This is a genomic window from Campylobacter sp. MIT 12-8780 (assembly GCF_006864535.1).
Classification (GTDB): Bacteria; Campylobacterota; Campylobacteria; order Campylobacterales; family Campylobacteraceae; genus Campylobacter_D.
The window spans coordinates 1-12,089 of the sequence record NZ_QHLL01000007.1; the positions used below are offsets into that span (position 1 = coordinate 1).

Genomic DNA, 12,089 nt, shown 5'->3' on the forward strand with positions numbered 1-12,089 from the left:
TATATTGTTTGTTATTTTCAATTTATTGTTTTTAAAAATGAAAAAGCATTATATCAAAAAAAAAAAAAACGAAAGGGGGAGTTGGGGAGTTTTTGTGAAAAGTTTGGGGAATCTTAAGCATATACCTTAAGTTCATTATACAAGCTATCTCTTTCAACTGGGATTAAATTTGAAGTTTTAATCAGCTCTATAAAGGTATCAAGCTTAGTTCCTCTTGCGCTTTTTGCCCCGCCTGCACTTTGTATGCTTTCTTTTTCTATGGTGCCATCTAAATCATTTGCCCCAAATTCTTGTGCTACCATAGCTAAATTTAAGCCCATAGTCGCCCAGTAAGCTTTGATATTGTTGATATTATCAAGCACTATGCGGGCTATGGCTATGGTTTTAAGAATTTCTTCACTATCAAGCTGGTGCTTGACATCTAAAAAGCTATTATCCTTTTGCCACACAAGAGGGATAAAGGCATTAAAGCCCTTTGTTTCATCTTGCAAGGCACGAAGTCTTAGCATATGATCGATCCTGTGTTCTTTTTGCTCTATATGCCCAAAAAGCATAGTGGCGTTGCTTTGACGTCCCTTTTTATGCCAAAGTTTATGAATTTTAAGCCAGTTTTCACTGCTTACCTTGCCTTTGCAAATTTTAGCACGCACACCCTCATCAAAAATTTCAGCCCCACCTCCGGGCATAGAATCAACGCCGTATTCTATCATCTTTTCTATAGTATCTTCATACTCTAAGCCAAAACGACGTTTTAAAAAGTCAATTTCTGCTGCTGTCATAGCTTTGACATGAAGTTGTGGATATTTATCTTTAATCATCTTAAAAATTTCTAAATACCACTGCCAAGAGCGATCTTTGTTATGAGCTGAAACGATATGCACTTCTTTTGTGCCTCTTTGTATGGTTTCATCAACGATTTGCATAATCTCTTCATGACTCATAAAATAAGGATTTGGGTTTTTTCTATGAGCTGAAAAAGCACAGAATTTGCAAGTATCTGCACAAATATTTGTAGGATTGATATGACGATTAGCGTTAAAATATACCTTTTTGCCATGCAAATCAAGCCTTTTTGCATGAGCGTATTTTGCAAGGATAAAAAGATCTAAATCATAAAGCTTGTAAGCAAGCTCATCATCGATACGTTCTTTGTTTTCAAGTTTTTTTAAGAGTGTAGTCATCATCAGCCTTATCGTTTTTAAAGTGTAATTATAGGCTTAAATTGCTAAAAAAAAGTTTAGAAATTAAAATTTGAGTTTGTGAAAAGAAAAAATCCTCGCTGCAATAGCGAGGAAAAATATATTAACGTTTAGAAAATTGTGGGCTTCTTCTTGCTTTTCTGCGTCCGTATTTTTTACGCTCAACGCTTCTGCTATCGCGAGTAAGCAAGCCTTTAGGTTTAAGCAAAGCTCTAAAATCAACATCCATAGCCGCCAAAGCTCTTGAAATTCCATGTCTTAAAGCCTCAGCTTGGGCATTATAACCGCCTCCAAGCGTGCTTGCTTTTACATCCATTAAAGCTTCTTGTTTGGTTACAAGTAGAGGTTGAACAACTTTAAGCTTAATCGCTTCGTGTCCTCCAAGCCAAGCATTAAGATCCATTCCATTAACGAGAATTTTACCGCTTCCTGGTTTTACCCAAACCTTAGCTACAGCCGTTTTTCTTTTACCTGTTGCGTATGAAATTTTCATTTTTATCCTTTTTTAGCAAGCTGTGCAGTGTGTGGGTGTTCGCTTCCTGCATAGACTTTAAGTTTTTTAAGCATTTCTCTACCAAGTGTTGTTTTAGGGAGCATTCCTCTTACAGCAAGCTTGTAGAGTTTTACCGGATTTTTTTCAAGCAATTCTCCGAATTTTTCGCTCTTTGTGCTTCCAAAATAGCCTGAATGTCTGTGATAAAGCTTATCTTCTGCTTTATTTGCTCCAGTAAAAGTCGCTTTTGAAGCATTGATAATCACCACAAAATCTCCACAATCAACATTTGGAGTATAATAAGGCTTATTTTTACCTCGAAGTAAAATTGCCACTTCGGTTAAAAGTCGTCCAAAGCGCTTGCCTTGAGCGTCTAAAACTATCCATTCGCGTTTGATTTCGTTTGGCTTTTTTATCTTTGTCATTATTTACCTTTGCCAAAATTTTTAAAAGGAAATTATAGTCAATAAATCTTAATATAAACTTAATTTAAATAAATTTAAAGCTTTATTTTCGCATTTAAGTTCTTTAGCAAGTTTTTAAAGCTCTTCAAAATGGAGCGTATCCTCTAAACAATACGCGATAAAGGCTTTTGTTTGCTTTTTTGTAATTTGCTCTATAGCTTTTTTATACAGCCTTACTTGTTCGTAATGCTCTTCTTTGTGGCTTTGCCCTGTTTTATAATCAATGATAATTGCTTCTTTTTCATCAAGCAAAAGCAAATCAAGCTGCTTCAGTTCGTTTTCAAAGTATATTTTTTGCTCTTTTAGCACCTTTTTATCTTTGATAAGGTTTTGAAAAAACTCATTAAAAATAAGCCTATATGCTCTTTGAAAGACTTCAGCTAAACGCTTTTGCTCAAGAAAGTAAAAATACTCATTTTGAAGCTTTTTTTCTAAAATTTTGTTTTCTTTTGGCTCTTTAAAGTTAAATTCTTGCAAAAAAGTATGAAAAGCCAAGCCAAAATAACTTTCCTCATTTTTCGCAAAATTTGTATTTGCAAGCTTTTGCAAAGGCACCTTTTCAAAGCGCTCAAGTTCATCTTTTGTTGTAAGGATATTTTTTTCTTCAGTTTTTAAATTTATATCAAGCTCTCCTTGCTCAAAAGGCGTTAAATCAAGCATATCAAGGTATGATGGGTGACTCATATCAATGCAATCTTTTTGCCTTGTGATGATGATTAAACTTTCACAAGCCCTTGTAAAAGCGACATATAAGCTGTTAAGATCGTTTTCATAATCAAGCTTTTCTTTATTTGCCAAAAATTCCATAAATTCTTTTTCTTGAGTTTTGTCTCGAATGCTATCTTTAAAATGTAGCTGCCAAGCCTTTTTAAGATCGTATTCAAGCATGATAGTAGTTTCTGCGGCTTCTTTACTTAGAGAATCAATTAAAATCACATGCTTAAATTCCAAACCCTTAGACTTATGAACCGTCATCACACTCGCACCAAATCTTTGCTCGGGCAAGAGTTTTAGCTCACAAGGCTCAAATAAAAGCTCGAAAAAATTTTCTTTATTTTTTGCGTATTCAAAAAACTGAATCAAAGCAATATCATTAAGATCAAGTTTGAGCTTTTTTGCAAGATATAAGGCATTTTCAAGGCTTGTTTTGCTAAGATCAAGATGAAGTCTGTTAAAATCCACATTTTCAAGCAAGCTTTCAAGCTCTATTTTATAAAACTCATCGCCAAAAATGCAGTATTTTGCATAAGTTAAAAGTATATGCACGCTTGCTTTTTTCTCAAGAGCGATATTGCTTTGCGTAAAAGCCTTTATTTGATGATGTTTTAAAAAATCCACTATATCATCAGCGTCATTATTTTTCCAGCATAAAATACAAATTTCTTCTAAACTTATGTGCTTGCTTTGTAAAAACTCAATTTGCTCTAATATAGCCTCAAAACATGCGTTTTTAATCTCTTTTGCGTCTTTTTCCTTGCTTTGCACCACGCGGATAAAACCATTTTCCTTGCTTGCAAGGCTTTTTTGCGTGATATAATTTTCTTTATAAAGCTTTTTGAAAGTAGTATTGACAAACTCAACAAGAAATTTTGCACTTCTGTAGTTTGTGTCAAGGTATTCTTTTTCAATCTGTTTAAAATCATCAAGCAAGAGTTTAAAAAGCTCTTTTTTGGCATTTCTAAAGCGATAAATGCTTTGCTTGATATCGCCCACATAAAAAAAGCTTCTAAAGTCCTTTACACCTTGTCCTGAGACAAGTTCAGCGATAAGTGGCTTTAAAATTTCATACTGAATCACGCTTGTATCTTGAAACTCATCGATCAACAAATGCGTGATTTGCCCATCAAGCCTAAAATAAATCAAGTCTTTATCAACACTTTGAGTAAGCAAATACGCCTTTCTTGCTGCGTCGGTAAAGTTGAGTGTATTTTTATCTTTGATGATTTTATCTTTTGCTCGCTCAAAATGCTTTAAAAGACTTGAAAGACGAGCTATTTTGAAATTTTCTAAAGCCTTAGCATAGCTGTTTAAGGCTTCAATCAGCTCGGCTCTTTTTTGCAAAAATAAAGTATCGGTTTTTACGCTATTAAAATAATTTTTTTCAAAACTGCAAATAAGAGGCTTACTGCAAAGTGCTTTAAAATCCTCTCTTAAATTTTCACTAAAGTTTTTTTGATAATTTGTATTTGTGCTTAAATTTAAAGCATAAGCACAAAGTGCGTCAAAAGCTCTTTTTACAGCTTCTTTTTCAGCGTGCGGAAAGGCTAAATTTTCACTTTGAAATTCACAAGAGTTTTGATATAAGTGTTCTAAATGTAAAAAAAAATGCCTCTTATCATCAGCTTCGATGATATAATACGCAAGGCTTTGCAAACTTTTGCTATCAAGTTCTTTGATAAATGTATCATATACATTCAAAGCTTCATTACTCATCTTAAAATCACTCATTAAGCCCAAATTTAAGGCAAAACTACGGATAATTTTGATAAAAAAGCTATCAAAGGTTTGAATTTTAAGATTGCTTTGCAAAAACTCACTTTTTCGAGCATCTCTTAAACGCACAAGTTCAGCCTTGCTTTTACCAAGCAACTCACAAAGTGCGTTAGCGGCTGGATTTTCATCTTCATCAAAATGCAAAAAGGTTTCAATCACCCTTTTTTTCATCTCATTAGCTGCTTTATTGGTAAAGGTTAGGGCTAAAATTTCATTTAATTTTGCTCCTTTTAAGATCAAAGCCACAAAACGAATGCTTAAAGCAAAGGTTTTGCCACTTCCAGCGCTCGCTTCTAAGGCTAAAAAAGGCTTAAAATTCATTTCAAATCCTTTTCATAAAGAGCTGCATAAGGACAAAAATTTGTTTTTTCATTTTCAAAACTTATGGGCTGGGTAAGTTTGCTTAAGCTCAAAAGCTCATTTTCAAGCTCTTCAAGGCTTTTTGTTTTTTTACCCTCAGAAAAACTCATAGTTTCGCCCAAATCATAATACACAGCTTTTGCTTCTTTTTTATACACAGCCTTAAAAAGAGCTTGATAAAAGGCGAGTTGATAAGAATGATCAGGAACTTTTCCACTTTTATAATCAATGATAAGAATCATATCTTTGCTTTCATCGATACGATCAATCTTGCCATTTATATCAATGCTAAGCCCTTTAAATTCATAGTTTGATCTTATATCTTTTTCTAGCTCCATGATACAAAAACCTTGTTTGAAATGCTCATTTTCACTTTTTGCAAAGTGTTTGAATTGAATTTTTAGAAGTTCTTTATCAAGTCTTGAGATATAATTTGCCTTTTCATCAAGTAAGTGCGTGAATTGTTCGTAGTCAAAATGCTTTGCGTGAGCCTCATAATACTGCTCTAAAAGCTCGTGTATAAGCGTGCCTTTTTCAAGAGCGTTGCTTGCTAGGCTTAAAGCCCTTGCTTCTTTGAGTTTTAGGATATATTTATAATAATAAGTCCTTTTTTGCTCTAAAAAAGTTTTTAAGCGAGTAAAAGATAAGGAATGCTCAAAGATATTATGCTCTAAAACAGGAGCTTTAATAGGCGCAAGATCAATCTTTGCAGGCTCATAATCAAAACTTAATGCCTTAATATAAGCTTTATTTGAATAAGTCGTGTCTAAAATTTGCTTTATATCAAGCTCATCAAGCAAGCGAGATGGAATTTTTTCTTCATTTTCAACATAACTTATAGCAACTTTTTCAGCATTTTTAATCAATCTTTCATAATAAAATCTTTGTAAATTCTCTCTTCTTTCATACGAAATGAGCCCAGCTCTTGCTCTTACTTCGTTATTTAAAAAGAGTTCATTCACGCTTCTTTTTGGGATCAAATCATCATTAAAATCCACGATAATCACGCCTTTAAATTCAAGCCCCCTACTTTCTAAAAGCCCCATAACAGTCACTTCACCACCGCCAACACTACTAAGACTAAGTGAGCTGATTTTCATAAAAAAAAGCTCAAAAAGCTCTTTAAGCGTAAGCTTGTGATCTTTTTGAAGTTGCTTTAAAAAGAGAAGTTCTTGCTTGATAAGGCTTTGAAGCTCTTCATTTTCTTCTTTTAAAAAATGCTGGATCAAATCATAGAAATACTGCCAAACACTTTCTTTTTCAAACTGCTGTTTAAACTCTTTAAAACACTCTATTTGAAGGTATTTTAAAAGGCTATTATGTAAATCAAATTTAGTATTTTCATCTTCAAAATACAGCAAGTTTTCATTATATACAAAACCTTCTTCATTTGCCGCATCATACAAGGCTTTGAGTTTTTGGTAAAAAAAGCTTTGAGTAAGAGAATTGCCTTTAGCAAAATTAAGCATATTAAGCTTATCATAAGCTTTTAAAAGCTCACAAAAACTTTCATCGGGTGTAATAACAACGATTTCTTTTGCTTTTAATCCAGCTCTTAAAAAACTTGAAATTTTATCATACACAAAAGCAGTTTGCAAGCTTGCAAGTTCAAAGTTTCTAAGCTCAACCTTAGGGCTTTTGTCAAAAAAAGCTTCTTCTTTTTGTATGCTTTTTTCATGAAGTGCAAGTTCATAATGATGATGAAGTTTAAGACTGATATGAGAGCATTCAAGCTTCATTAATAGTTCATTTAAAAAGTCTTGATTAAACACGCTGGTATCAAAGTGTAAAACAAGCTTTGTAATCGCGCTGATTTGCTTTAAAATATCTCTTTCAAAGGCACTTAAAAAGCCCTGCAAGTCAAAAACTATCTCATCAAAAGAGCTTAAAAAATGCGTATTAAGTTTATAATCAAAACTTAAAGAAATTTCATCATAAAGCTCGTTTTGTTTTAAATTTGAAAGATAGTTTTTAAGGATTTCATCTAAAATTTCTAAATGTTCGTTGTATTGTGCGTAATAATCGTTATTTTGAAGGTCTAAAATGCTCTTTTTTTCAAGGCTGAGTTCTTTGAAAAAAGAAAATAAATATTCGTGATTTTTTAAAAAGGCGAAAAAATTTTCATTGATATGAAGTTTTTGGCTGTTTTTAGTTTGTAAGCAAGCCTTTTGCATTAAAAGCAAGCGCTCATAATCACTTGCTTTTCTATAAGGACTTAAAAGTATTTTATCTAAAAAATCCTGCACGCTTATAGCCTCATCAAGCAAGGCATTTTGCGTGCTTAAATTCTCATAATAAGCTCTAATTTTTCTTGAACTTGCAAAAACAAAAAGCTTCATTGTATCACTAGATTATAAGTATAAAAAGCAACTTGCATGTCGTTTTTTTGAGCTTTAAGTTTGAGTTGCCATCTACCTTTTTCTAAGTTTGGTAAGGCTATTTTTAAGCTATAGGTGTTAAAACTTTTTTTGAGCTTATTTGTCAAACTAAAAGACAAAATTTCAAGCTTTGTATCTTGTTTGTTCGTGTGCGGTCGAGTAAGTAAGGCTTCAAAGCTTATGTTATGAGCGCTTCTATCCTCACTTATCTCGTGAAGTAAAATTTCAAGTTCAGTAGCCGAGCTTTCAAGCTCATAAAACTCTCGCTTTTTTTTATCAAATTTGGGCTTTAAATTTAAACTCAAGCGATAATCTTCTTCAAAACGAGTTTGTTTTTGCTTGATATCGTTGATATTTCTATCAACGCTTTGGTATTTTTGCATAAAGCTATCATCTTCATACACTGGATAATCAAGCGAAAAAATGATCGTCGCCACACAAGCAAGGATAATAGCAAGGATTGAAAGAAGTATGCCGTAGGGCCAAAATGTTTTTTTCTTTGTTTGTGCGTTTGATTTTATATCAGGCATTATATTTCCTTCGTTTGCGTGTTATTTTTCTTTGAAAATAAAATAAAAGTGCAAAGCAAATAAAACCATAAATTCCAATTCTTAGTATATTTAAAGTATCTTTATTGGCATTTCCTATCGAATTTTCAAGTTTGAGATGAAAATAACTTGCGATTTGATCGCTTATGTCTGCGTAGCCATTTAGCAAGGCTGCATTATAAATATCTTTACCTTTGTTTGAAGTGAGTATAGGCAGGATAGAGCCAGTGCCTGAATACGGACTTAAAACAGCTTCTTTATCAAAAAAGCTTAAACTTTCTTTGCTAGCGATAATATCGACTTTGTGTTCGCTTTTAGAAAGCATAAGAAGCACAAATGGTGCTGGAAGTTCATTTGCCTTAGTTTCAAGACTTTTAATATCACTTGTATCACCTACTGCAAGAGCGACAAAGATATTTGTTTTGTCATAAAGCTCTTTACCTATAGCATTAATCTTGTTTGTGACTTGCTCGTTTAAAATATTATTTTCGTTAAAAACGACATTTTCAAGTGAAAAGGCTGAAGTGATAAAAAGAAAGGCGGCTAAAAAACCGCCTCTTACCAAATATCTCATTAGCCGATATTAAGATGATTTGTGCTTAAAACTGCCCAAGCAGTAACAACAGCTGAAACAACTAAACCAATCACAATAAGGTATTCTAACGCTTTAGTCATTTTGTATCCTTTATGAGCATATGTTCGCTTTCTTTAGAGCCAAATTGCTTTACTTCACTTGCCTTTTCTAAGCTATAAGGAGCCTGCATAACGCTTTGCTGAGCTTTAATGCCCCAGATAGTTAAACCCACTAAAATAGATATCAATAATATGGTGGCGATGAGCATTCCAGTAACACCAGAAAGCGAAAATACGCAACGATTTGTGTTTTCCATTATCTACCCCTTGAAAGTGAAATGATATACTCGCCAACAGCTTCTTTTTGAATATCATTTAAGATATTTGTATTAAAGCTTGGCATAGTGCCTATAGCACCGGCTTTACCTTTGCTTAAAACCTCAACCACAAAAGCACTTGAGCCATATTGTGTAAGATTAGCAGCCATTACTTCGCCGTCTATCTTGCCTGTGCCGTCTAATTGATGACAAGCTACACAAGTTGCTTCGTAAAGCTCTTTGCCTTTAGCAACTAAATTTTCATTTTTAGTTGTCTTAATCGCTGAAATTTCTTTAGCTACATAAGCAGCAATAGCAGGGATATCCTCCTTAGCTATGCCTAAACCCTCAGCTGGTGTCATTTCGCCTAAAGGATAATTCATACCCTTTGAGCCTTTTTCAATCACTTCTGCTAAAGCTTCTTCGCTACCCCAAACATTTAAATTTGCCGCCTTGCCATTGATACCATCAGCGGTAATGCCGTGGCATTGTGAGCATTGCACTAGGAAAAGATTTTGTCCCATAGCGATTTTTTCATCTTGACTAAGATTTTGAAATTTTTCACTAAATTTGGCATTGTGAGCTTGCACTTCAGCATTATACTCACCTATCCTTGAATATGATCCAAGAGGGTATCCCCATAAAAAATACCAAATCGTCCAGACTATAGTTAGGAAAAAAATAAGCATCCAGCCAAAAGGAGCATTGTTTTTTTGCTCACCTATACCATCCCAATTATGCTCCATAAGCTCAACTTCACCTTTTTGAGTCTTCATATGAGCAAACATTCTACCCACTACTATAAAAGTAATGGCGATAATGAGTATCGCACCGATAAGCGATAACAAATTTACATTATCTTCTAAATTTAACCATTGCATTACGCACTCCTTTTTTCTTCAACAACAGCGTCATCTAATCCATCTTTAAGGGCTAAATCGGCGTATTTTTCGTAATTTCTTTCGCCTTTTTTTTCTACCCTATAAAGATGAATCCAATACGCATATAAAACAACCACCATAAAAACAACCAAAAAGAAGAAGCCATAGCCTTGAAAAGCTTCCCATTGTTCGTAGGTAATAGAGCTTAAAAACTCACTAATGCCTTGCATACCAAACTACTTTAAGCTGTTAAGATAAGCTATTAGAGCAACTATTTCTTTAATCTCGCCTCGTTCAAAGGCAGCTTTTACTTCAGGATCTTTCATTTGCTCGACTATAGCTGCAGCTTCAGCTTTTACTTCAGCTTGTGCTTCTTCATAAGTTCCAAGTTTAGTTTGTCCTTCTTTATCATAAGGCACATTAAAGACTTTTTTACTTGTCAAAGCTGAAGCATAGGCTGTTTCTATATCAGCTGTCTTTTTAAACATATGTTTGTATGCTGGCATTATAGAAGTTGGCACAACTGAAGTTGGCTCAAACATATGATTTTCATGCCAATCAGCAGTTCTATAATCGCCCACTCTAGCTAAATCAGGTCCTGTTCTTTTTGAACCCCACAAAAATGGTCTATCATAAGCAAATTCGCCACTCACTGAATACATACCATAGCGATCTGTTTCGCTTTTAAATGGACGGATAAGTTGTGAATGGCAAGCATTACAGCTTTCGTTGATATACACTTGTCTTCCAGCAAGTTGTAAAACACTATAAGGTTTTTTGCTATCAAGCGGACGTGCGTTGTTTGCAAAGTCCGGTAAAACCTCGATCACCCCAGCATAAGCAATAACTACAAAAACCGCTACTGCAAAAAAGAATGGATTTTTTTCTAAGAAACTAAACATTTTCTCTCCTTAAGCTGCCATAGGCGAAGCATTGGCAGGTTCTTTTTCAAGGGTTTTTCCTGCGACGATTGATTTGTAGATATTGTAAGTAAACATGAAAAAGCCTACCAAATAAAGCAAACCACCAACCGCTCTAATCCAATAATAAGGGATAATCGCATCAACCGTATCGATGAAAGTATAAAGTAAGTTGCCGTATTCATCAGCAGCTCTCCACATCATACCTTGAGTGATACCTGCTATCCACATAGAAGCAAAATAAAGCACTATACCAGTTGTTTGTATCCAAAACTGCATTTCCATTAAAGATTTGCTATAAAGCTCCCTTTTAAACACGCGTGGAGTCATATGATAAAGTGCTGCCATAGTCATAAATCCAACCCAGCCAAGTGTGCCATCATGCACATGTCCTGGTATCCAGTCTGTAAAGTGCGCTAGAGCATTTACGGATTTGATTGAAAGTATAGGACCTTCAAGCGTAGAGAACATATAAAAAGTTGAAGCTAAAATCATAAATTTAATCAAAGGACTTTCTCTTAATTGCTCCCACTCACCCTTCATAGTAAGAAGTATGTTAATAGCTGAACCCCAGCTAGGCAAAATAAGCACTACAGAAAAAACAGAACCCATAGTTTGCATCCAATCAGGCACAGTTGAGTAGATAAGATGGTGTCCCCCAGCCCACAAATACACAAACATCAAGCCCCAAAATGAAAACAAAGAAAGCTTATAAGAAAAAATAGGCTGTCCGCTTTCTTTTGGCAAGAAATAATAAATTTGAGCGATAATCCCAACGGTAAAAACAAAAGCCACGGCATTATGCCCATACCACCACTGCACCAAAGCATCATTTGTGCCAGCATACATAGAAATAGAATGCCACCAATTACCAAGTCCGGTTACAAAGTAGGTAGGAACAGCCATATTGTTGAAAAGATAAAGCATAGCAATACCTAAAAAAGTCGCTATATAATACCAAAGTGAAATATAAAGCGTTTTTTCACGGCGAATTCCAATAAGTCCAAAAATGCTTACTCCCCAAAGCACCCAAACTAAAACCACAAGTATATCAAGGGGCCATTCAAGTTCAGCGTATTCTTTAGAAGTAGAAACTCCAGCAAAAAGTGTAATTACAGCAATAACCATTAAAAGCATATAAAGCCAAAAATGAAGCTTACCAACAACCATTAAGAATTTTGACTCAGCCATACTTACCTTAAGAACCCTTTGCCCTATATAATACCAGGTTGCCCAAATTCCAGAAAGCATAAAGCCAAAGATAACTCCTGAGGTATGAAGAGGACGAAGCCTTGAAAAGGTGCCGTATTCGCCTGCAAGATAATTTAAGTCCGGATATGCCATTTGAAAGGCTATGAGCGTGCCTATTGCCATACCCACTATACCAAACAAAATGGTAGAGAACATAAAGTATCTTGCAACCGTATAATCATAGTTTAATGCATTACTCGGGTGCATTGTTA

The 12,089-nt window shown here is 34.4% G+C and carries 13 protein-coding genes; all 13 read right to left on the reverse strand.

Translation table 11 applies throughout. The annotated features are described in order from the left end of the window. Window positions 1-113 precede the first annotated feature (113 nt). Window positions 114-1,181, reverse strand: a complete 1,068-nt coding sequence (mqnE, locus tag DMB95_RS06265) for an aminofutalosine synthase MqnE (RefSeq protein ID WP_142931374.1) — start codon at window positions 1,179-1,181, stop codon at window positions 114-116. Between the two features lie 121 nt (window positions 1,182-1,302). After that, on the reverse strand, window positions 1,303-1,692 hold the full coding sequence (gene rpsI / locus DMB95_RS06270) for a 30S ribosomal protein S9 (RefSeq protein WP_137632615.1): 390 nt from the start codon (window positions 1,690-1,692) through the stop codon (window positions 1,303-1,305). Window positions 1,693-1,694: 2 nt separating this feature from the next. Then, window positions 1,695-2,117, reverse strand: a complete 423-nt coding sequence (rplM, locus tag DMB95_RS06275) for a 50S ribosomal protein L13 (protein WP_034903490.1) — start codon at window positions 2,115-2,117, stop codon at window positions 1,695-1,697. A 114-nt stretch (window positions 2,118-2,231) separates the two neighbouring features. Beyond that, window positions 2,232-4,970, reverse strand: coding sequence for a RecB-like helicase (locus DMB95_RS06280; protein ID WP_142931375.1), 2,739 nt, complete (start codon window positions 4,968-4,970; stop codon window positions 2,232-2,234). Further along, window positions 4,967-7,348, reverse strand: coding sequence for a PD-(D/E)XK nuclease family protein (locus DMB95_RS06285; protein ID WP_142931376.1), 2,382 nt, complete (start codon window positions 7,346-7,348; stop codon window positions 4,967-4,969). The genes DMB95_RS06280 and DMB95_RS06285 overlap by 4 nt, the downstream gene beginning before the upstream one ends. Further along, a complete protein-coding gene (locus tag DMB95_RS06290) occupies window positions 7,345-7,917 on the reverse strand; it encodes a FixH family protein (RefSeq protein WP_142931377.1) in 573 nt (190 codons plus the stop codon). The genes DMB95_RS06285 and DMB95_RS06290 overlap by 4 nt, the downstream gene beginning before the upstream one ends. After that, window positions 7,910-8,509 carry a hypothetical protein gene (locus DMB95_RS06295; protein ID WP_137632611.1) on the reverse strand — a complete coding sequence of 200 codons (600 nt, stop codon included), beginning with the start codon at window positions 8,507-8,509 and terminating at the stop codon, window positions 7,910-7,912. Before DMB95_RS06295 ends, DMB95_RS06290 begins: the two co-directional genes overlap by 8 nt. Next, entirely contained in the window at window positions 8,509-8,610 is a 102-nt protein-coding gene (locus DMB95_RS09760) for a hypothetical protein (protein ID WP_238386964.1), read from the reverse strand. The genes DMB95_RS06295 and DMB95_RS09760 overlap by 1 nt, the downstream gene beginning before the upstream one ends. Beyond that, entirely contained in the window at window positions 8,607-8,825 is a 219-nt protein-coding gene (locus DMB95_RS06300) for a DUF4006 family protein (RefSeq protein WP_137632610.1), read from the reverse strand. Before DMB95_RS06300 ends, DMB95_RS09760 begins: the two co-directional genes overlap by 4 nt. Continuing rightward, on the reverse strand, window positions 8,825-9,706 hold the full coding sequence (locus DMB95_RS06305; RefSeq protein WP_142931378.1) for a c-type cytochrome: 882 nt from the start codon (window positions 9,704-9,706) through the stop codon (window positions 8,825-8,827). The genes DMB95_RS06300 and DMB95_RS06305 overlap by 1 nt, the downstream gene beginning before the upstream one ends. Further along, entirely contained in the window at window positions 9,706-9,936 is a 231-nt protein-coding gene (locus tag DMB95_RS06310) for a cytochrome c oxidase, cbb3-type, CcoQ subunit (RefSeq protein ID WP_137632608.1), read from the reverse strand. The genes DMB95_RS06305 and DMB95_RS06310 overlap by 1 nt, the downstream gene beginning before the upstream one ends. A 6-nt stretch (window positions 9,937-9,942) precedes the next feature. Further along, window positions 9,943-10,608 carry a cytochrome-c oxidase, cbb3-type subunit II gene (gene ccoO / locus DMB95_RS06315; RefSeq protein ID WP_137632607.1) on the reverse strand — a complete coding sequence of 222 codons (666 nt, stop codon included), beginning with the start codon at window positions 10,606-10,608 and terminating at the stop codon, window positions 9,943-9,945. A gap of 9 nt (window positions 10,609-10,617) precedes the next feature. Beyond that, entirely contained in the window at window positions 10,618-12,084 is a 1,467-nt protein-coding gene (gene ccoN / locus DMB95_RS06320; protein ID WP_137632606.1) for a cytochrome-c oxidase, cbb3-type subunit I, read from the reverse strand. Window positions 12,085-12,089 lie beyond the last annotated feature (5 nt).